The sequence below is a fragment of the Aromatoleum petrolei genome, assembly GCF_017894385.1.
Lineage (GTDB): Bacteria > Pseudomonadota > Gammaproteobacteria > Burkholderiales > Rhodocyclaceae > Aromatoleum > Aromatoleum petrolei.
Map to the genome: position 1 here is coordinate 3,157,813 of NZ_CP059560.1, position 20,936 is coordinate 3,178,748.

18 protein-coding genes are annotated in these 20,936 nt (G+C 68.9%); 5 read left to right on the forward strand and 13 right to left on the reverse strand.

Translation table 11 applies throughout. The features are described 5' to 3' along the window. Nucleotides 1–21 precede the first annotated feature (21 nt). Nucleotides 22–843, reverse strand: coding sequence for an ABC transporter substrate-binding protein (locus tag ToN1_RS14415; RefSeq protein WP_169207654.1), 822 nt, complete (start codon nt 841–843; stop codon nt 22–24). Between the two features lie 290 nt (nt 844–1,133). Here ToN1_RS14415 and ToN1_RS14420 point away from each other — a divergent pair, with 290 nt between their 5' ends. Continuing rightward, nucleotides 1,134–2,237 (forward strand): substrate-binding domain-containing protein, encoded by a 1,104-nt coding sequence (locus ToN1_RS14420; protein WP_210147818.1) that lies wholly within the window; start codon nt 1,134–1,136, stop codon nt 2,235–2,237. A gap of 3 nt (nt 2,238–2,240) precedes the next feature. Here the strand turns inward: ToN1_RS14420 and ToN1_RS14425 are convergent, their stop codons facing one another. The 12 genes from ToN1_RS14425 to ubiB form a co-directional block, all read right to left on the reverse strand. Then, nucleotides 2,241–2,585, reverse strand: coding sequence for a hypothetical protein (locus ToN1_RS14425; protein ID WP_169207653.1), 345 nt, complete (start codon nt 2,583–2,585; stop codon nt 2,241–2,243). Between the two features lie 170 nt (nt 2,586–2,755). Further along, a complete protein-coding gene (locus tag ToN1_RS14430; RefSeq protein ID WP_169207652.1) occupies nt 2,756–3,748 on the reverse strand; it encodes an XdhC family protein in 993 nt (330 codons plus the stop codon). Nucleotide 3,749: 1 nt separating this feature from the next. Then, the gene (gene hcrB, locus ToN1_RS14435) at nt 3,750–4,742 is read right to left on the reverse strand and encodes a 4-hydroxybenzoyl-CoA reductase subunit beta (protein ID WP_244860786.1); all 993 of its coding nucleotides are present in this window, start codon (nt 4,740–4,742) and stop codon (nt 3,750–3,752) included. Further along, nucleotides 4,739–7,120 (reverse strand): 4-hydroxybenzoyl-CoA reductase subunit alpha, encoded by a 2,382-nt coding sequence (gene hcrA / locus ToN1_RS14440; RefSeq protein WP_210147819.1) that lies wholly within the window; start codon nt 7,118–7,120, stop codon nt 4,739–4,741. Before hcrA ends, hcrB begins: the two co-directional genes overlap by 4 nt. Continuing rightward, nucleotides 7,117–7,602 (reverse strand): 4-hydroxybenzoyl-CoA reductase subunit gamma, encoded by a 486-nt coding sequence (hcrC, locus tag ToN1_RS14445; RefSeq protein ID WP_169207650.1) that lies wholly within the window; start codon nt 7,600–7,602, stop codon nt 7,117–7,119. The genes hcrA and hcrC overlap by 4 nt, the downstream gene beginning before the upstream one ends. Nucleotides 7,603–7,994: 392 nt before the next feature. Beyond that, nucleotides 7,995–8,390, reverse strand: coding sequence for a VOC family protein (locus tag ToN1_RS14450; protein WP_169207649.1), 396 nt, complete (start codon nt 8,388–8,390; stop codon nt 7,995–7,997). A 65-nt stretch (nt 8,391–8,455) separates the two neighbouring features. Next, on the reverse strand, nt 8,456–8,806 hold the full coding sequence (locus ToN1_RS14455; RefSeq protein ID WP_169207648.1) for a ribbon-helix-helix domain-containing protein: 351 nt from the start codon (nt 8,804–8,806) through the stop codon (nt 8,456–8,458). A 19-nt stretch (nt 8,807–8,825) separates the two neighbouring features. Next, on the reverse strand, nt 8,826–10,394 hold the full coding sequence (locus tag ToN1_RS14460; protein WP_169207647.1) for a GMC family oxidoreductase: 1,569 nt from the start codon (nt 10,392–10,394) through the stop codon (nt 8,826–8,828). A 37-nt stretch (nt 10,395–10,431) separates the two neighbouring features. Further along, nucleotides 10,432–11,046 carry a twin-arginine translocation signal domain-containing protein gene (locus ToN1_RS14465; protein WP_169207646.1) on the reverse strand — a complete coding sequence of 205 codons (615 nt, stop codon included), beginning with the start codon at nt 11,044–11,046 and terminating at the stop codon, nt 10,432–10,434. A gap of 204 nt (nt 11,047–11,250) precedes the next feature. Then, nucleotides 11,251–12,720, reverse strand: a complete 1,470-nt coding sequence (locus tag ToN1_RS14470) for a high affinity choline transporter 1 (protein WP_169207645.1) — start codon at nt 12,718–12,720, stop codon at nt 11,251–11,253. A gap of 146 nt (nt 12,721–12,866) precedes the next feature. Then, nucleotides 12,867–15,023 carry an ornithine--oxo-acid transaminase gene (rocD, locus tag ToN1_RS24910; protein ID WP_169207644.1) on the reverse strand — a complete coding sequence of 719 codons (2,157 nt, stop codon included), beginning with the start codon at nt 15,021–15,023 and terminating at the stop codon, nt 12,867–12,869. Nucleotides 15,024–15,163: 140 nt separating this feature from the next. Then, nucleotides 15,164–16,693, reverse strand: coding sequence for a ubiquinone biosynthesis regulatory protein kinase UbiB (ubiB, locus tag ToN1_RS14480; protein WP_169207643.1), 1,530 nt, complete (start codon nt 16,691–16,693; stop codon nt 15,164–15,166). A 147-nt stretch (nt 16,694–16,840) separates the two neighbouring features. On the opposite strand from ubiB, the gene argS reads away from it, so the two are divergent. From argS to ToN1_RS14500, 4 genes are all read left to right on the forward strand, one after another. Next, nucleotides 16,841–18,604 carry an arginine--tRNA ligase gene (gene argS / locus ToN1_RS14485; RefSeq protein ID WP_169207642.1) on the forward strand — a complete coding sequence of 588 codons (1,764 nt, stop codon included), beginning with the start codon at nt 16,841–16,843 and terminating at the stop codon, nt 18,602–18,604. Between the two features lie 15 nt (nt 18,605–18,619). Continuing rightward, nucleotides 18,620–19,201, forward strand: a complete 582-nt coding sequence (locus ToN1_RS14490) for an SPOR domain-containing protein (protein WP_169207641.1) — start codon at nt 18,620–18,622, stop codon at nt 19,199–19,201. A gap of 100 nt (nt 19,202–19,301) precedes the next feature. Then, nucleotides 19,302–19,943, forward strand: coding sequence for a thiol:disulfide interchange protein DsbA/DsbL (locus tag ToN1_RS14495; RefSeq protein ID WP_169207640.1), 642 nt, complete (start codon nt 19,302–19,304; stop codon nt 19,941–19,943). Nucleotides 19,944–20,013: 70 nt separating this feature from the next. After that, nucleotides 20,014–20,826 (forward strand): SDR family oxidoreductase, encoded by an 813-nt coding sequence (locus ToN1_RS14500; protein ID WP_210147820.1) that lies wholly within the window; start codon nt 20,014–20,016, stop codon nt 20,824–20,826. Nucleotides 20,827–20,936 lie beyond the last annotated feature (110 nt).

Below are 20,936 nucleotides of genomic sequence, written 5' to 3' on the forward strand. Positions count from 1 at the left end.
CTAGGCGAGCGCGCGAAGGGCTTACTTCGCGGCGTTGGGGAAGAAGAGCTGTTCGCCGCCGATCTTGTAGTCGGCGATGGCCGTCTGGCCGGCCGGCGAGACGATCCAGTCGATGAACTGCTGGCCCATTTCGCGCTTCACGTGCGGATGCTTGGCCGGGTTCACGAGGATCACGCCGTACTGGTTGAACAGGCGCTTGTCGCCCTCGACGGCGATCGTCAGGTCCTGGCGGTTCTTGAACGACAGCCACGTGCCGCGGTCGGCGAGGATGTAGGCGCCGAGCGAGGCGGCCATGTTGAGCGCGGGGCCCATGCCGGAGCCCGAGTCGCGGTACCACGGGCCCTTCGCCTGCTCGAGGTCGATGCCCGCGAGCTTCCACAGGCGCAGCTCGGCCGCGTGGGTGCCGCTCTTGTCGCCGCGCGACACGAAGGGCGCCTTCGTCGCCTCGACCTTCTTCAGCGCCTCGACGATGTCGCGCCCGCCGGCGACCTTGGCCGGATCGGCCTTGGGGCCGACGAGGATGAAGTCGTTGTACATCACTTCCTTGCGCTCGACGCCGAAGCCGTCGGCGACGAATTTCTCCTCGGCGACGCGGTCATGCACGAATACCACGTCGGCGTCGCCGCGGCGCGCGGTGTCGAGTGCCTGGCCGGTGCCCAGCGCGACGACGCGCACCTGGACGCCGGACTGCTGCTCGAAGCGCGGCAGCAGGTGGCCGAAGAGGCCGGACTGTTCGGTGGAGGTCGTCGACGCGACGGTGATGAACTTGTCCTCGGCGTGGGCGCCGGCGATGCCCAGAAGACAGGCGCAGGCGAGCAGCAGGGGGCGGAACAGACTGGCCATGAAGGGTCTCCGTGGTGTGTTGGTTCGTGCTCGTTGTATCAAAACCTGCGTGGAGCCGCCCGGACTGTGTCGGGTATGTCATGGCAACATATGCATAGATGTGCATAAGTGACGCAGCGCGGCTGCGCGGCGCGGCGATCTCCATGACGCGGGAGTCGCAGCGGATCGGGCTGTGCGCGCCGAGCGCGGCGGCAGAAACATGTGTTGCTTTTTGTCCATGCGCGCCGGCCCGGAAGGGCGCGCGCAGGGCCGCAGGCGAGGGGGCCGCGATTTTCGGTTAAGCTCGATGCATGGGCGTGACACTCGATTACCGTTTCGTCGCCGGCAGCGAGAATGCGCAGCCGGGCGGCCCCCTGCAGCTGGGCAATCCGCTGACGGCGATGCTCGACGCGATCCGCTTGCAGGGCTCGATCGCCAAGGCGGCGGAGCAGCTCGGGGTGTCCTATCGCCACCTGTGGGGCGAGTTGCGGCGGCACGAGGCGGTCTTCGGTCAGGCGCTGATCGCCGGCGGGCAGGGGCGCGCGGCGCGGCTGTCGGAATTTGGGGAAAGGCTGCTGTGGGCCGAGAAGCGCGCTCTGGCGCGCCTGCTGCCGCAGGCCGAAAGCCTCGCGGGGGTGCTCGACCGCGAGCTGCTGCTGGCGGTGGACCCCGGGCTCGATGTGCTGCGGACCGCCGCGAGCCATGACCTGCTGTTCGGCGGGCTGCGCGACGCCTTGCTGCGCGATGCACGGGTCCTGCTGGACGTGGAGTACGTCGGCAGCACGCAGGCGTTGCAGCGGCTCAACGCGGGCGGATGCACGCTCGCCGGCATCCACCTGCCGCTCGATGACGAAAGGCTGTGCCGGCGCGGATCGCTGATCCATGCCGCGATCGGACGCGAGCTGCGCCTGGGCGTGCACAAGCTCGTCCGTTTTGCGCGGCGCGAGCAGGGCCTGATCGTCGCGTCCGGTAACCCGCGCGGACTGGCGGTGCTCGCGGATCTCGCCCGGACGGACATCGTTTTCGTGAACCGACTGAAGGGTTCGGGCACGCGCCTGGTGTTCGACGAGTTGCTGGCGCGGGCGCGCATGTCGCCGGCAGCGATCGCGGGCTATGCGACCGAGGAGCACACGCACCTGTCGGTCGCCGCGCATGTTGCAGCCGGGAGTGCGGACTGCGGCTTCGGCCTGCGCGCCGCGGCGCAGCGCTTCGGCCTGGATTTCGTGCCGCTGGTGCACGAACAGTATTTTCTCGTGTGCCTCAAGGACGGGCTGGAGTCGCCGGGCATGCGTGCGGTGCTCGACGCCCTGCGCAGCGACGCGTTCCGCCGTCTGGCGGAGGCGCAGCCGGGCTACGACGCGACCGGCGCGGGCGAGATCGTGTCGCTGCGGCGCACGTTGCCCTGGTACAAGTAGCAGTCAGTAGAGTTCCGGAAAGCGCTCCAGCCACAGCCAGTCGACGGCGAGCACGAGTGCGACGAGCAGCGTCCAGGTGGCGAAGATGAAGCAGCCGGCCGCGGGCACGGCGAGGTCGAACTGCTCCAGCGCACCGCCGACGGCCATCGCGAACACCGTCAGGAAGCTCCATTTGGCGATGAAGCCGGGGAGGTAGCGGCGCATCGCGCGGTTGTGGCGGTAGTTCTGCTGGCGCTCCATGCGGCCGCCGCGCGTGACGTCGCGGAAGTACTGGAAGGGCCACAGGTAGCGGTAAAGCAGGTAGGGGAAGGATGGCGCCGCGTCGCGCCCGTCGATTTCCGTGCCCATGTGCCCCTCCCCTTGGTCGCGCTGCCGCCGGCGAATGCCTACTTTGATCTCATCCGCGCAAGACGTCACCGTCCCGCGGATGAGAGTTACGCTTTTTGGGCAATACGGCAGGACGCGTGCAAGGGGGAGCCCGCGCCGCATGGCTGCGTCCGGGGTCCGCGAGTGCGCGCTCAGAGCGCCGGGCAGGCGTCGCCGACCGACGCGGGGCGCGTGTCGGCGGCGACCAGGGTGACGCCGTTGCGCCGTGCGGTGATGTCGGCGAGGATCGCCAGCGCGATCTCGGGCGGGGTGCGGCTGCCCAGTGGCAGGCCGACCGGGCCGTGCAGGCGGTCGACGTCGGCGTCCGTGAGGTCGAAGAGCTTGAGCCGCTCGCGTCGCCGTTCGCTGTTGGCGCGCGAGCCGATCGCGCCGACGTAGAAGGCGTTGGTATTGAGCGCGTCGATCAGCGCGAGGTCGTCGAGCTTGGGGTCGTGGGTGGCGCCGATGATCACGGTGCGGCGGTCGGGGCGCATTGCCATCACCGCGTCGTCGGGCATTTCGGTCGTGAGCGCAGCGCCGGCGACGTGCCAGCTGTCGCGGTATTCCTCGCGCGGCTCGCAGATCGTCACCTGGTAGTCGAGTGCCAGCGCGAATTCGGCGAGATAGCGCGAGAGCTGGCCGGCGCCGATGATCAGCATGCGCCAGCGGGGGCCGAAGGCGGACACGAGGGTCTGGCCGTCGAACACGACGGCGCTGTCGGGCACGTCGCCGAGGAGGTCGACGGCGCCGCTCGCGAGGTCGAGGCGGCGCGCGACCATCTCGCCGTGTTCGATTGCGGCGAGCGTGTCGGCGAGGCGGTTGCCGGCGGCGACCGGCTCCAGCACCAGCTCCAGCTTGCCGCCGCAGGGCAGGCCGAAGCGGCGCGTCTGCTCGGCGGTGATGCCGTAGGTGACGTGCTCGGGCCGCGCGGGGCGTTCGGTGCGCAGGCGGTCGAGGAGGTCGTCCTCGATGCAGCCGCCGGACACGGAACCGACCAGCCGCCCGTCGCCGGCGATCGCGAGCAGCGCGCCCTCGGGGCGCGGCGACGAGCCCCAGGTGCGCACGACGGTGGCGAGCGTGACCGGCACGCCGGCCTCGCTCCATGCGACGGCCTGGCGCAGCACTTCGAGGTTGACACTGTCCATGTCAGGCTCCTTGTCGGGCTTCGTCCCACAGCCGGCGCACGAGCCGCTTCGCCAGCAGCGGCGTGGCGCGGCGACGGTACGGGACGCTCACGAGCGTCGTCTCCATCGGCTGGATGCCGCGCTTGAGGTGACGTTCCATTGTAGCCAGTGCGGCGTCGTCGAGCGGCTTGCCGACGAGTTCGTCGAGCCCGGCGATGAACTCCGGGCGCGAGGATACGCCGGTGCAGGCGACGCGCAGTTCGCCGATCAGCTCGCCGTCGCGGCGCAGTGCCACGGCGACGCCCGCGAGGGGGAAGTCGATCGCGCCGCGCACGCGGATCTTTTCGTAGGCACTCGCACGGCCCGCGACGAGCGGCACCGTCACCGCGACGAGCAGCTCGTCCGGGCCCAGCGCGAGCCAGTTCATGCCGTCATCGATGTAGAACTCCGCGAGCGGCAGGCGGCGCAGCCCCTGCGCGCCGAGGAGTTCGACTTCGGCGCCGAGCGCCAGCAGCGCGGGTGCGACGTCGCCGCTGAAGGCCGCGTAGCAGCGGCTGGATTTGGGTGCGACGCGGCACACGTCGCCGGAGCGCTTCATGCAGAAGTCGTTGCCGCGACGCCAGTCCTGGCTCTGGTTGTAGTACTGGCAGCGCGTGTCGAGACACAGGTTGCCGCCCAGCGTTGCAGCGCTGCGGTGCGTCGGCCCGGCCACGGCCAGCGCGGCCTGGGCGAGCGCGGGCAGGCCTGAAACGACGGTCGGGTCGGCCGCGAGCGTCGCGAGCGTGACGCCGGCGCCGATGCGCAGCCGGTCGCCGTCGCTGCGCAGTTCGCGGATCTCATCGACGCCCCCGAGGTCGATCAGGACCTCGGCGCCGACCAGCCCGCGGCGCATGTTCGGCAGCAAGTCGGTGCCGCCGGCGATGAAGCGGCTCGCGGGAAACTCGCCGCGCAGGCGCACCGCGTCGGCGGTGCTCGCTGCACGCATCAGACGGAATTCGGACAGGGCGCCCATCATGCCTCTCCTTGCTGGGTGGCCGCCGGCACTGCGGCGCCGGGGCGGGGTTTGCGGTTCAGTGCGTCGAAGACGCGGTCCGGGGTGAAGGGGAGCTCGCGGATACGGCGGCCGGTGGCGTCCTCGATCGCCGCGGCGATCGCCGGCATGACCCCGGCGAGCGGGCCTTCGCTGGCTTCCTTGGCGCCGAAGGGGCCGTTGGGATCCATGCTCTCGACGATATGCACGTCGATCTCGGGCGATTCGGCCATCGTCGGCACGCGGTAGTCGAGCAGGCTGACGGCCTTGTGGCGGCCGTTCTCGTACGCCGTCTCCTCCGACAGCGCCTGGCCCATGCCCATCCACACCGCGCCCTGCACCTGGCCTTCGACCGACATCGGGTTGATCGCGAAGCCGCAGTCGATGGCCGCCCAGACCTTCTCGACGGTGACGGTGCCGAGTTCGGTATCGACCGCGACCTGCACCGCCTGCGCGGCATAGGAGAAGCCCATCGTCGAGCCGACTGCGCCGCCGCGCTGCTTGCCGCCCTGGAATTCGATCGGGCAGGTGAAGGTGCCCTTGACGGTGAGCATGCCGGTGTCGACCAGCGCTTCCTCGACGATCTCGTGGAAGCCGATCTGGCGCGCGGGATCGCCGACCACCGCGGCCGCTTCGCCGAGCCAGTCGACTTCCCCCTCGCTCACGCCGAGCCGCTTGGCCGCCGCTGCGACGAGCACGCGCTTTAGATTGCGCGCGGCATCGGCCGCGGCGTTGCCGACCATGAAGGTCACGCGCGACGAATACGAGCCGTTGTCCTTGGGCGTGAGCGCGGAATCGGTGGCGATGAGGCGCAGGCGGCGCTGGTGGACGCCCAGAACTTCGGCGACGACCTGACTGATGATCGTCGACGAGCCCTGGCCGATGTCGGACGCACCGGTCAGGATCGTGATCGCGGCGTCGAAGTCCACGCGCAGCGCGATCGTCGCGTGCGGCTGGCCGGTGAAATGCACGGGCTTGGCCGAGCCGCTGACGAAGTGCGAGCAGGCGATGCCGATGCCGCGGCGGATCGGGCCGTCGTCGCGCGGCTGCGCGACGCGCTCGCGCCAGCCGCTCGCCTCTTCGACCCAGTCGAGGCATTCCGGCAGGCCGTAGCTCATCACCTTCAGACCGTTGATCGTCTCGGTGGGTGCGACGAGCAGGTTGCGGCGGCGCACCGCGAAGGCGTCGAGGCCGAGCTCGGCGGCCATCGTGTCGAGCAGAGACTCGAACGCGAAGCGCACATTGACGGTGCCGTGGCCGCGCATCGCGCCGCAGGGCGGGGTGTTGGTATACACGCGGTAGCCGTCGTACTTCACCGCGGGCAGGTCGTACAGGCCGTTGAGCAGCGCACCCGAATACAGGATCGTCACCAGACCGTAGCCGCCGTAGGCGCCGCCGCGCTGCACGACCTCGGCCTCGCACGCGGTCATGCGACCGTCTCGGGTGAGGCCGAGCTTCATGCGGATATGGGTCTGCGGCCGGCCGCGGTGGGTCAGGAAGGCCTCCTCGCGAGTCTGCAGCAGGCGCACGGTGCCGCGCGCGGCGCGGGCGAGCAATGCACAGATGATCTCGAAGTTCAGCGTCTCGACGCGGTGGCCGAAGCCGCCGCCGACGAAGGGCTTGATCACGCGGATGTAGGCCGCGTCGAGGTTCATGCAGCGCGAGAGCGATTCATGCACGTAATAGGGCACCTGGGTTACCGACCACAGGGTCAAGTGGCCGCGCTCCGGTTCCCACATCGCCACTGAGGCGTTGGGCTCCATCATCGCGTGATGGATCTCGGCGCACTCGAAGACGTCCTCGCGGATGAGGTCGGCCGCGGCGAAGCCGGCGGCGGTGTCGCCGAACTCGTTATGCACCTCGCGCTCGATGTTGCCCTTCTTGTTGTCGTGCAGCAGCACGGCGTCGGGCTTGCGCGCGTCCGCGGCCTCGAAGTACGCGGGCAGTTCGCACACCTCGAAGCGGATCAGCGCGATTGCCGCGTCGGCGGTCGCCTCGTCGACCGCCGCGACCGCGGCGATGGGCTCGCCGATGTAGCGGATGCGGCCGCGCGCGAGCGGAAATTCGTTCTGCGCGATGGGGATCACGCCGTAGGGCTTGTCGCATTCCTCGCCGGTGATCACCGCGCGCACGCCCGGCAGTTTGAGTGCCGCGGCGATATCGACGGAGACGATCTCGGCGTGCGCCCACGGGCTGCGCAGGAGGCGCCCGACGAGCGCCCCCTGCGCGGGGATGTCGGCGGTGTAGCGGGCATTGCCGGTGACCTTGTCGACGCCGTCGATCAGCGGCATCCGCGCGCCGACGCCCTGCGGCTTGCCGCTGGTCTGCCCGATGCGCGGCAGGGTGCGTTCAGGCGCGTTCATGCCGCCACCCCCGCGGTTTCTCCGCAGCGCGCCGCTGCCTCGACGGAATCGAGGATCTTCACGTAGCCGGTGCAGCGACACAGGTTGCCGGCGAGCGCCGCGCGGATTTCGTCGCGCGAAGGCTGCGGATTGCGCCGCAGCAGCGCCTCGGCGGCCATGATCATGCCCGGCGTGCAGAAACCGCACTGGGCGCCCAGGTGTTCGTGGAAGGCGCGCTGCAGGCGCGACAGGTTGCCGGCGGTGCTCAGGCCCTCGATGGTCTCGATGTTGCGCCCGGCGACGCTATGCGCCAGCGTGCTGCACGCCAGCCGCGGTTCGCCGTCGACCAGCACCGTGCAGGCGCCGCATTCGCCGCCGTCGCAGCCCTGCTTGGTGCCCGTGAGGCTCAGCGCGTCGCGCAGATAGTCGATCAGCAGTGCATTCTCAGCGACCGCGTCCTCGTGCGGGCGGCCGTTCACCGTCAGTGTCAGCAATTTCTTCATGTCGCCTCCTTCGCCGCGGCCGTTCGTTACCGGCTGGCATGTATTGTTTGAGATCAAACAATTTAACGTGAAGCGATGCTAACACCGATTTGCGCGCAGGAAAATATGCACGACGCTGCATACGCGCGATGCACGAAAAGGATCATAACGCATTGATTTTGCGGATTTGCGCGCGTTGAGACGGTGGGGTGGCGTGCAATTCTCCGGCGCCGGTCATGGCGCCGGGTTTGCCGTCGTCGCGGCGCGTGAAGAAGAAGTGCAATGTATGGGGGTGAAGCGTGCAGTCGCGGTGGCCGTGCAGGAGAGGCGCCGGTGTCGGCACAGGCCCGCGTCCACGCGATGGCGTCGGCGCGGGCCTGTGGCGGAAAGGGGGGCGTTGGCGGCGTGCGCGCTTAGCGGTAATGGCCGTAGCGCTCGAGCACCTCGATCTTGTAGCCGTCCGGATCCTGGATGAAGAAGAAACGCGCGAGCAGTTCGTCGCCGCGCTTGAACTCCTTCACCGGTGCCGGCTCGTAGCCCTTGGCGAGCAGCTCGGCGTGGCGCGCGCTCACGTCCGGCACGACCACGGCGATGTGCCCGTAGCCGGTGCCGTGGGTGTAGGGCTCCTCGCGCCCCTTGTTGAGCGTCAGCTCGAGCTCGAAGTCGTTCTCGGGGTTGCGCAGATAGACCAGCGTGAAGTCGGGGAAGTCGAGGCGATGCGCTTCGCGCAGATCGAGGACGTCGGCGTAGAAGCGCATCGCCTTGTCGAGATCGAGCACGCGGATCATGCTGTGGATGATTTTTGCCATGGAAATTCCGGTGTATCGGGGGGGCGCGTGGGTTCCGGCGCCGGCTGCCGCGGGGCGGACCAGGCTCAGGACCTGCCAGCTACCGCGACGATCCGCGGGGCTGCGGCCTGCGCTGCCGGCGCCGGCTCGTTTGGGAGGGCACGCTCCGCCGCGGTGAGCTTGCGCCGCAGGTAGCGCATGCAGGTGATGCGCAGGAAGGAGGCGAAGTTCGGCACTTCGCCCCGGTGCGCGAGGATCTCGTCATGGAAGCTCACGACGAGATGGTTGGTGGTGCAGTGCTCTTCCTCCGCCATCTCGGCGAGGATGTCCCACACCATGTTCTCCAGCCGGATGCTCGTGAGCACGCCGTGGATGCGGATCGTGCGCGTGCGCTGCTCGTACTGGATCGGATCGGCCTTGATGAAGTATTCGCACATGGATCTCTCCTCGCCCGGCTCAGAGTGCCCGCTGGCTCATCAGGGTGGCGATGTGATCGGCCTGGCGGATCGCGAGGGCGACGATCGTCAGCGTCGGGTTCTCGGCGCCACCGGTGGTGAACTGGCTGCCGTCCGAGATGAACAGGTTCGGAATGTCGTGCGTCTGCCCGTAGGCGTTGCACACGCTGTCGGCCGCCGACGCCCCCATGCGGCAGGTGCCGAGGTTGTGCGTCGAGGGGTAGGGCGGCGTGCGGAAGGTGCGGATCGCGCCCGCGGCCTTGTAGACGCGTTCGCCCTGCGTGTAGGCATGGTTGCGCATCGCGACGTCGTTCGGGTGGTCGTCGAAGTGCACGTTGGGCACCGGGTTGCCGTACTTGTCTTTCATGTTCGCATTGAGCGTGACGCGGTTGGTCTCGCGCGGCATGTCCTCGCCGACTAGCCACATGCCGGCGAGCTGGCTGTAGTGCTCCATCCACCACGCGAACTCCTCGCCCCAGCCGCCGGGGTTGAGGAAGGCCGCCATGAAGGGCACGCCCAGCGACAGCGTCTCCATCTCGTAGCCGCCGACGAAGCCGCGCTTGGGATTGTTGCCGGCCTCGTCGCGCACGATGCCGGCCATCGTCGTGCCGCGGAACATGTGCACCGGCTCCTTGAAGGCCGCGTACACCGAGCCCGTCATGTGGCGCATGTAGTTGCGCCCGACCTGGCCCGAGGAGTTCGCGAGGCCGTCGCGGAACTTGTCGCTCGCCGACATCAGCAGCAGGCGCGGCGTCTCGATCGAGTTGCCGGCGACGCACACGATGCGCGCCTTCTGCCGCTGTTCCTGTCCGGCCTTGTCGATGTACACGACGCCGCTGACCTTGCCCGCCGCGTTATGCTCGATGCGCGTGACATGGGACTCGGGGCGCAGATCGAGGTTGCCGGTCGCCTCGGCCTTTGGCAGTTCGGTGTACAGCGTGGACCACTTCGCGCCGCTCTTGCAGCCCTGGAAGCAGAAGCCGATCTGCTGGCAGCTGCCGCGGCCGTCGCGCGGCCGGCTGTTGATCGCCATCCGTCCGGTGTGCACCTCCTTGTAGCCGAGCTTGGTCGCCCCGGCGTGCATCACCTTGAAGTTGTTGTTGCCCGGCAGGCCCGGAATGCCGTGGGTGCGCGTCACGCCCATCTTGTCCTCGGCCTTGTCGTACCAGGGCTCCATGTCCTTCAGCGTCAGCGGCCAGTCCATCAGGTTCGCACCCTTGATCGCGCCGTAATGGGTGCGGACCTTGAATTCGTGCTCCTGGAAGCGCAGCGACGCGCCCGCCCAGTGCGTCGTCGTGCCGCCGACGGTCTTGCAGATCCATGCCGGCAGCCCCGGAAAGTCCTTCGCGATACGCCAGCTGCCAGAGGTCGTGCGCGCGTCGAGCCACGCCAGCTGCGAGAAAGATTTCCACTCGTCGTTGATGAAGCTCGCGATGGACTGCGTCGCGCCCGCCTCGAGCACGACCACCTTGATGCCTTTCTGGCACAACTCGTTCGCCAATGTGCCGCCGCCCGCGCCTGAACCAATGATGACGACCGCGGAGTCGTCGTCGAATGCGATCTTCGCCATGTCCTGCCTCCGGATGTCGTGGGTTGCGGGGTGTCGATCAGCCCAGGAGGGGCGGCGGGCTCGCGTCCGCGGGCGGGTCGGGCAGCCACTTCAGGTCCTGGAAGCCGCGCCGGATGTAGCCGCCCTTGCTGAACGACTCGCCCGGGTAGCCGAAGGCCGTCCACGCCATCTCGTTGTCGTACAGGGCGGTCACGCACTTGCCGCGCACGGTTGCGAAGAAGGGCTTGCCTTCGATCGCCTTCACGGCGGCCAGTTGTGCGGCGGGCTTGGCCTTGGCGAACGCGCCACCGGTCGCGCGATCGAGGCCCGCGACACCGTCGCGCAGCTGCTGCGCCACCTTGGGGTCGCCTGCGGCCATCGCGTCGAGGTCCTTGACGAGCAGGGCGTAGACGGCATCGGGGAGCTGCGGGTGCGGATACAGCACGCGGCCGAACTTGAGCAGGGTGTCGCCGGTGGCGGTGTCGAGCGCCTTGAGCTCGAGCGCCCAGGCCCGCGAGGGCGCCAGCGCGGCGATCGGCGTGCCGATCGCCAGGGTGCCGAGCAGCATGCCCGTGCCTTTCAGGAATTCCCGCCGTGTCAGCGGCGCTTGCTGCAGGGGGCTTGCGGCCGACGCTGCACCGCCGCTCGCCGTGGCGATCCGGATCGCTTGCATGGTTCGTCTCCTCGTAGCATCGGGGTCTGCGTGCCCTGAGTGCGGAGCAGTATTCCATCGCGGTGCGGCGCATGGGTAATACGCCGGTACCTACGTCGGAGGCGTTGCAGCGATGCCACGATGCCGCCGCAACGCCAATGCCCCTGATCGAAGCATAGGCATTGGCGGGGCGAGGTGCGAACCGTTTCTGAGCGCCGAAGCGCGTCAGCGTCCTGTGTGCGTGGTCGAATGCGCGGTGTGCAGGTGCTCGGCGACGTGACCGTGGGTCGGCTTGACGAGCGTCTGCGGCAGCAGCGAGCCGGCGATCATCGCGACGATGCCCGCGAGCATGCCCGCGAAGTGCGGCGGCACGTCCGCTTCCGGGGCGACGATCTCGAGCAGCACCCAGGTCACGAGGCCGACGAAGATCGACGCCAGCGCGCCCTGCGTCGTCGCGCGCTTCCAGTACAGGCCGAAGGCGAGCGGCACGAAGGCGGTCGCGAGCGTGACCTTGTAGGCGTTCTCGACCATGCCGTGGATGCTCTCGTCGGTATGGGTCGCATACCAGGTGATCAGCAGCGCGAACACCACGACGACGCCGCGGGTGAGCCACAGGAATTTGTGGTCGCTCATCCGCGGGAAGGTGCCGCGCAGGATGTTCTCGGAGAAGGTCACCGAGGGGGCGAGCAGGGTGCCCGAGGCGGTACTCATGATTGCGGACAGCAGCGCGCCGAAGAACATCACCTGCGCGAAGATCGGCGTGTGCTGCAGGATCAGCTGCGGCAGCACCTGCTGGCTGTCGCTTTCCTGGTAGTGCGCCACCAGCGCGGGGTCGATCAGCGTCGCCGAGTAGGCGATGAAGAGGGGCACGAAGGCGAACACGAAGTAGCCCGACCCGCCGAGCAGCGTGCCGCGCACGGCGGTCTTCTCGTCGCGCGCCGAGTTAACTCGCTGGAACACGTCCTGCTGCGGGATGGAGCCGAAGCCCATGGTGAGGATGCCGGCGAGGAACGCGATCATGTCCCTGGCATCGAGCGTGGGCAGGAAATTGAGCTTGCCCGCGTCGTTGGCGTGGGAAATGATGGTGCCCACGCCGCCCGCCATGTCGCCCACCAGCCACGCGATGTAGAGCAGACCGATGATGATGATGGTCATCTGCATGAAGTCGGTGAGCGCGACCGACCACATGCCGCCGAACAGCGTATACACGAGCACGATACCCGCGCCGATCAACATGCCGAGCTCGTTGGGGATCGAGCCGTCAGACAGGATGTTGAACACCAGTCCGAGGGCCGTGATCTGCGCGGCGACCCAGCCGAGGTAGGAGATCACGATGGCGCTCGAGCACAGCACCTCGACCGTGCGGCCGTAGCGCATGCGGTAGTAGTCGCCCAGCGTGAGCAGGTTCAGGCGGTACAGCGGCCGCGCGAAGAACAGCCCGACGAGGATCAGGCACAGCGATGCGCCGAAGGGGTCGGACCACAGGCCGCGCAGGCCTTCGTCGAGGAAGGTCGCCGAAATACCGAGCACGGTTTCCGAGCCGAACCAGGTCGCGAACACCGTGGCCGTGACGATGTACAGCGGCAGGTGACGTCCGGCGGCGACGTAGTCAGACGTGTTCTTGACGTGCGTGGCGGCGTACAGGCCGACGCCGATCGAAAGCAGGAGATATGCGATGACGAAGCCGACCAGCATGCGTGGACCTTTGCGCGCGAATGGGTGGAGGTGGAACAAAAACAGCGGGCGCAAAGTTTAGCAACGAATGCGGCCGCGCGGGGACCGCGATCCCTTGTGCGGCTTGGCATTGATGCACCTTTCTGGTGCGGCGGGCGGGGCCTCCTTCAGGGCTTGAGTGGCTCCTGCCCTCGATGCTCGCTGGCAGCCGCGAGCGTGTCGATGACGACGCTCGCAGCGTGGTCGAGTTCCGCTTCGGTGATTCCCAGCGGCGGCGCGAAGCGGATCACCGTGTTGTGGGTGTCCTTGGTCGCGATGCCGCGCGCGAGCAACAGTTCCGCGGCGAGCGGCGCGCGCAGCCGGGCCGGGTCGAGCTCGATGCCGACCAGCAGGCCGCGCCCGCGCACCTCGCGCACGCAGGGCAGGTGCGCGTCGCGGAAGCGGGCCATGAGGCGTTCGCCCAGTCGAGCGGCATGTTCCCAGGGGCGTGTTTCCTCGAGGATGGCGAGCACCTCCAGCGCGACCGCCGCGCCCAGCGGGTTGCCGCCGAAGGTCGAGCCGTGGTCGCCCGGCCGGAGCACGTCCATCACCGCGGCGTCGGCGAGGAAGGCCGACACCGGCAGCAGGCCGCCGCCCAGCGCCTTGCCGAGGATCAGTCCGTCCGGATGCACGCCTTCGTGGTCGCAGCCGAGCAGGCGCCCGGTGCGGCCGAGGCCGGTCTGCACTTCGTCGGCGATCAGCAGCACGTTGTGGCGCCGGCAGATCTCGGCGCAGCGCGTGAGGTAGCCCGTCGGCGGCACGATGATGCCGCCCTCGCCCTGCACCGGCTCGACGAGGAAGGCCGCGGTCTCGGGCGTGATCGCCGCCTCGAGCGCGTCCGCGTCGGCGTAGGGGATACGTTTGAAGCCTGCCGGGAAGGGGCCGAAGCCGTCGCGGTACTGCTCCTCCGAGGACATGCCGACGATGGTGATCGAGCGGCCGTGGAAGTTGCCCTCGCAGGCGATGATCTCCGCGCGGTCGGGGGCGATGCCCTTGACCTTGTAGCCCCACTTGCGTGCGGTCTTGAGCGCGGTCTCGACCGCCTCCAGTCCCGTGTTCACTGGCAGCACGCGCTCGTAGCCGAGCAGGCCGCACAGGCGCTCCATGAGCAGCGGCAGGCGGTCGTTGGAATAAGCGCGCGAGGTCAGCGCGAGGCGCTGCGCTTGGTCGTTGAGCGCGCGCAGCAGGCGCGGATTGGCGTGGCCGAAGCTCACCGCCGAGTAGGCGCTCATCATGTCGAGGTAGCGCCGCCCCTCCACGTCCCACAGCCAGATGCCCTTGCCGTGATGGAACACGACCGGCAACGGCGCATAGTTGTGCGCGCCGAACTCGCGTTCCTTCGCGCGCAGTAGGTAGGTCGAGGGCCCCAGCGCCGCGCCGGCGAGGTTCGCGACCCAGTCCGCGCACATCCCGCCGGGGTCGCGCTCGGGCAGGTACTCGACGATCTCCATCGCGACGAAATCGCCGCAGCCGCGCAGCGCGAGCAGCGCCGCGCACAGTTCGTCGGGCGCGATGCCGCCGTTCTCGGGGCAGGTCACCGCGGGGAAGGCGGCGGCGTCGAGCGCGTCGAGGTCGATGCTGACGCCGAAGCCCGCGGTGCGCTCGCGCACGACGCTGAGCGCGTCGCAAAACACGGCGGCGATGCCGCGTTCGCGCACTTCCGCCATGTCGAAGACCTGCACGCCGAGGCGCGTCAGGCGTTCGTGTTCCTCGTGCTCCCATGCGCGCGCGCCGATGATCACGACGTTGGCCGGATCGAGTTGCGGGCCGCCGACGCCCGTAAGCGCGGCGTCGCCTTCGCCGAGCAGCGCGGCGAGCGGCATGCCGTGGATGTTGCCCGAATGGGTGCTGCGCTCGGTGTGGCTGTCGAGGTGGGCGTCGATCCAGATCAGACCCAGCGCGCCGCGTGGCGCGATGCGGCTGGCGACCCCACGCCAGGTGCCGATGCCCACCGCGTGGTCGCCGCCGATCACGAGCGGGAATACCTCGGGCGCGAGGGCCGTGAGGTGGTCCGCGACGCGCTGCGCGAGGGTGCCCACCGCGTCCAGGCGCTCGCGCATCGACGCGCCGGGCGCAGGCGTCGCGGCCGGCACGAGGGTTTCCTGCCAGCTCGCGGCGATGCCGGTGCCCTTCAGCCGCTGCAGCAGGCCGTGGCGTTCGAGGGCGGCCGGCCCTGCGGCCGGTCCGTGTCCGGGGGCGCCCAGCGCGGACGCGACGCCGATGACCTGCACGACGGCGCGCAGGTCGGCATGCGGCGGGACGTGAAGCGGCGCGGAGTGAGTCATGGCCATCCTCCCTGCCCGCGGCGGGGGCGGGCGAATAGTCGATGCGCTTATGCGTTCGACGCAGGCCGGGGGGATTCGTTCAGGGTGATGTCGGGGCGCGTGATCCGGCGTGTGACGGATTGCGCGCCCGCGGGTGGCACTCAGCCGAAGACGCGGTAGAGCTCGAGTCCGACGAGCGTCGCGAGCAGCGCGCCGACGAGCCACAGCACGCGCCCCTGGACGCGCTGCGCGCGCGCGATGCGCTCCAGCTCTCCGCTCTGCACCTCGTGGCGGTGGGCAGTCGAGTCGAGCACGCGATGGACGAGGCGGGGGATCTGCGGCAGCGTGCCGGCCCAGGACGGCGCCTCGTCCTTGAGGTTGCGCAGCATCCCGCGCCAGCCCATCTGCTCGTCCATCCAGCGCTCGAGGAAAGGCTTGGCGGTTTTCCACAGGTCGAGGTCGGGGTCGAGCTGGCGGCCGAGGCCCTCGATGTTGAGCAGCGTTTTCTGCAGCAGCACGAGTTGGGGCTGAACTTCCATCTCGAAGCGGCGCGCGGTCTGGAACAGGCGCAGCAGCGTCTTGCCGAAGGAGATGTCCTTCAGCGGGCGGTCGAAAATCGGCTCGCACACGGCGCGGATCGCGCTCTCGAATTCGTCGACGCGCGTGTGTGCCGGCACCCAGCCGGCCTCGATGTGGGCACGCGCGACGCGGTTGTAGTCGCGCTTGAAGAAGCCGAGGAAGTTCTGCGCGAGGTAGCTCTTGTCCTCGGCGTTGAGCGTGCCGACGATGCCGAAATCGAGCGCGATGTAGCGCCCGTCGGCATGCACGAAGATGTTGCCGGGGTGCATGTCGGCGTGGAAGAAGCCGTCGCGGAACACCTGCGTGAAGAAGATCTCGACGCCTGCGCGAGACAGTGCCTTCAGGTCCGTACCCTGCGCGCGCAGCGCATCGAGCTGCGAGATCGGCACGCCACGCATGCGCTCCATGACCATCACCGACTTGCCGCACCAGTCCCAGTACACCTCGGGGACCTGCAGCAGCCTGGAGTTGGTGAAGTTGCGCCGCAACTGCGAGCAGTTCGACGCTTCGCGCATCAGGTCGAGCTCGTCGTGCAGGTACTTGCTGAACTCGGCGACCACTTCGCGCGGCTTGAGGCGCCGCGCTTCGGGCCACAGCTTCTCCAGCAGGGCCGCGGCGGTGTCGAGCAGCGCGAGGTCGTGCTCGATCACCGGCTCGATGCCCGGGCGCAGGATCTTCACCGCGACCTCGGTGCCGGCGGGCAGGCGCGCGAAATGCACCTGCGCGACCGACGCGGAAGCGACCGGCGTGCGCTCGAAGTCGACGAACACCTCGTCGACGGGTTTGCCGTAGAAGTCCTCCAGCACCTTCAGCGCCTGTTCGGTCGGGAAGGGCGGGACGCGGTCCTGCAGCAACGCGAGCTCGTCGGCGAGGTCGGGCGGAAGCAGGTCGCGGCGCGTCGATAGCATCTGGCCGAACTTGACGAAGATCGGCCCCAGCGACTCCAGCGCGCGGCGCAGGCGTTCGCCGCGTGGCGCCTTGGGGTGGCGCCAGAAGAACACCACGTGCCACAGCTTGTTCAGGCGTCCGCTCGGGTCGGCTTCGAGCACCATCTGGTCGAGGCCGAAGCGCAGGCCGACGGTGATGATCTTGGCAAGACGGAAGAGACGCACTTTGGATTGCCGGGCGGGAGAAAGGCGGGACTTTAGCCGGAAGGGCCGCGCGAGGAAAGGGCGGCGGCGCGCTATCCCGCACGTGCGCGTCGGGCCTCGCCGGCCGATCCGCTATAATCGCGCGTTTAGTTTCTTTTTCCGAGTGCCATGAGCGCCGATCCGAAAGTACAACTTGCCGACCTGCTGCGTGCCGCGCTGAAGAGCGTCGCCCCCGACCTCACCGACACCGCGATCCAGCTGGAACGCCCCAAGCAGGCCGGTCATGGCGACTTCGCCACCAACCTCGCGCTGCAGCTCGCCAAGCCCTTGCGCCGCAATCCGCGCGACCTCGCGAACATGCTGCTGGCCGAGCTGCCGCCATCGCCGCTAGTCTTGAAAACCGAGGTGGCTGGCGCGGGCTTCATCAACTTCACGCTCAATTCCGGCGCGAAGACCTCGGTTGTCGCCGAGGTGCTCGCGCGCGGTGCGGAGTTCGGCCGCGGCGCGCGGCTCGGGTCCAAGGTGCAGGTCGAGTTCGTCTCGGCCAATCCCACCGGCCCGCTGCACGTCGGCCACGGCCGCGGCGCTGCCTACGGGGCGTCGCTGTCGGCGGTGCTCGATTTCGCCGGCTACGACGTCACGCGCGAGTACTACATCAACGACGCCGGCCGGCAGATGGACATCCTGGCGCTGTCGACCTGGCTGCGCTACCTCGCCTTCCAAGGCATCGAGATCGACTTCCCGCCCAACGCCTACCAGGGCGACTACGTCATCGAGATGGCGCGCGAGCTGCGCGAGGGCCACAAGGACCGCTTCGCCAAGTTCACCGCCGCGCAGATCCTTGACGGCGCGCCGGGGCTGCCCGCGCCCGAGCGCAAGGACGACGAGGCCAAGAACCAGCGCGAGGAGCACCTCGACGTGCTGATCGCCAACGCCAAGCGCCTGCTCGGCGAGGACTACCCCTTCGTCCATGGCTTCGCGCTCAATGAGCAGCTCGGCGACGGCCGCGACGACCTGCACGAGTTCGGCGTGCATTTCGACAAGTGGTTCTCGGAGAAAAGCCTGTTCGACACCGGGCTGGTCGAACGCGTGGTGACCGAGCTGGAGAAGCGCGGCCACATTTACGTACAGGACGGCGCCAAGTGGTTCCGCTCCACCGCCTTCGGCGACGAGAAGGACCGCGTCGTGCAGCGCGACAACGGCCTATATACATACTTCGCGTCGGACATCGCCTACCACCTGAACAAGTACGAGCGCGGCTTCGACCGTGTCATCGACATCTGGGGTGCCGACCACCACGGCTACATCCCGCGCGTGAAGGGCGCAATCGCCGCGCTCGGCCTGCCGCCGGAGAAGCTCGAAGTTGCGCTGGTGCAGTTCGCGGTGCTGTATCGCAACGGCCAGAAGGCCGCGATGTCGACCCGCTCGGGCGAGTTCGTGACGCTGCGCGAGCTGCGCCGTGAGGTCGGCAACGACGCCTGCCGCTTCTTCTACGTGCTGAGGAAGAGCGACCAGCACCTCGACTTCGACCTCGACCTGGCGAAGAGTCAGAGCAACGAGAACCCGGTCTACTACGTGCAGTACGCCCATGCGCGCGTGTGCTCGGTGCTGCAGCAGTGGGGCGGCGAAGTCGGCGAACTGGCCTCGGCCGACCTCGCGCGCCTCGAGAACGAACGCGAGCTCGCGCTGTGCGCGCGCCTGGGCGCCTTCGCCGAACTGATCCAGAGCGCCGCCGCCGACTACGCGCCGCACCAGATCGCCTTCTACCTCAAGGACCTCGCCGGCGAGTTCCACAGCTGGTACAACGCCGAGCGCATGCTGGTCGAGGACGAGGGCCTCAAGCTCGCGCGTCTCGCGCTCGCCGCCGCCGTGCGCCAGGTGCTCGCCAACGGCCTTGCGCTGCTGGGCGTGTCGGCGCCGCAGTCGATGTAACCGCCGGAGAGTTTCGTGAGTCGTGACCGCAAGCCCAGCAGGAAAGCCAGCCGGCCGGCGAAGAGCCGCGGCGGCGTGATCGTCGGCATCTTTATCGGACTGGTGCTCGGCGCGTTGTTCGCGGCCGGTGCCGCGTGGTACTTCACGCGCAATTCGCCCTTCCAGACGCCGACGGCGCCCGCCCCGGCGGCGGCGCGTGCGCCCGCGGGAGACCAGCCGCCGGTCTCGCTGCCGGGCAAGCCGGGCGACCGGCCGGTCGCGAAGCCGGACTTCGAGTTCTACAAGATCCTGCCGCAGGGCGAGGGTGCGCCCACCGAGGCGAAGCCCGCCGCGCCCGCCGCTGCAGCACCGGCCGCGCCCGAGAAGCTCTACCTGCAGATCGGCGCGTTCGAGAACCCCGCCGAAGCCGACAACCTGAAGGCCAAGCTTGCGCTGAGCGGCATCGAGGCGAGCGCGCAGCGCGCGCAGCTGGCCGACGGCCGCACGATGCACCGGGTGCGCATCGGCCCCTTCGCCAAGCCCGAGGATATGAATCCGGTGCGCGCGCGCCTGTCGGATGCCGGCTTCACCGCGACGGTCGTCAAGGGCAATCCCTGAGCGACGCTCCAGCCGCTGCTGGCGGATATGCCTATAAAATTTCGGGAACAACTCGCAGGGTCTGCCGTCTGAGACCCTGTCATCCACTCGGGAGTATTGAATGAATCGTCGTGCCGTCCTCAAGCAACTGTCCGCGCTGTCCGCCCTTTCCGTTCTTGGCGGCGCTGCATGGGCCCAGAAGTCCGGCCAGCCGTTCCAGACCCTGGCGACCAAGGTGGCGACCGAAGTCCCGGGCAAGATCGAGGTGATCGAGTTCTTCTCCTACGGCTGTCCGCACTGCCACGACTTCGAGCCCCTGCTCAACAACTGGACGAAGACGCTGCCGGCCGACGTGAATTTCGTGAAGGTGCCCATTACCTTCAACCGCGCCGAATGGACCAACCTCGCGCGCATCTACTACACGCTCGAAGCGATGGGCGAAGCGTCGAAGCTGGGGCCGGCCGTGTTCGCCGCGATCCACGAGCAGAAGCGCCAGCTGCAGAGGGAAGACGTACTGCTCGAATGGGCCGGCAGCGTCACGGATTCCAAGCGTTTCAGCGACACGTGGAAGTCCTTCGGCGTGCAGTCGCGCGTGCAGCGCTCGAACCAGATCGCCGCGGCCTACCGTGTCAGTGGCGTGCCGATGATGGCCGTCGATGGCCGCTTCATGGTGTCGGCCTCGACCGCCGGCAGCCACGAGGGCATGCTCAAGACCGTCAATGAGCTGGTTGCGCGCGTGCGCTCGGAGAAGGGCAAGGGCTGATCGATCGCGTAGCGGGGCGCCGCCGCGCTCCCGCCACGGCACTTTGGCGCGCCGTTCGATTCCTGTTTTCGTGAAACACGATCCCCGCCCTGTTTTCCATGCAAGTCCGGCTCCGGCCGGACTTCGCGTTTTCCTGACCGGCGCCTCCAGCGGCCTCGGTCAGGCCTTCGCTCGTCATTATGCCGGTCGCGGCGCCAACATCGGCCTCGTTGCGCGACGCGGCGACGCGCTGGCGGCGTTCGCAGCCGAGCTGCCGGGCGAACATCTCCCCCTGCCGGCCGATGTCGGCGACACCGACGCCCTCGCGCGGGCGGCCGAAGCCTACCTGACGCGTTTCGGCGTGCCCGACATCGTCATCGCCAATGCGGGGGTGTCGGTCGGCACGCTCACCGAATGCTCCGAGGACCTCCCGGCCTTCGAGCGCGTCATGCGCACCAACGTGAACGGCATGGTCGCGAGCTTCCAGCCCTTCGTCGAGGCGATGCGCCGGCGCGGCTCCGGGCGGCTCGTCGGCATCGCGTCCGTTGCGGGCATCCGCGGCCTGCCGGGCGCGGGCGCGTACAGCGCGTCGAAGGCCGCCGCGATCGCCTATCTGGAGAGCCTGCGCGTCGAGCTGCGCGGCAGCGGCGTGCGCGTGGTGACGCTCGCGCCCGGCTACATCGCGACGCCGATGACCGCCGTGAATAAATATCCGATGCCCTTCATGCTGCAGGCCGACGAGGCCGCGCGGCGCATGGCGAAGCTGATCGACGCCGGCCGCGGCTATGCCGTCGTGCCCTGGCAGATGGGCGTCGTCGCGCGCGTGCTGCGGGCGCTGCCGAACCCGGTGTTCGACGCCCTGTTCGCCCGCGCCGGCCGCAAGCCGCGGGGGTTGCCGCTGTAGGTCTCCGCTGAGGCGGCGGCACTGCGCCCCTTCCCCGCCGCACGCGATGCGGGTATGGTGATGCGGATAAGGTGGGCAGCTGCCCGACTGATCGGCCTGTCGCGGCGCAG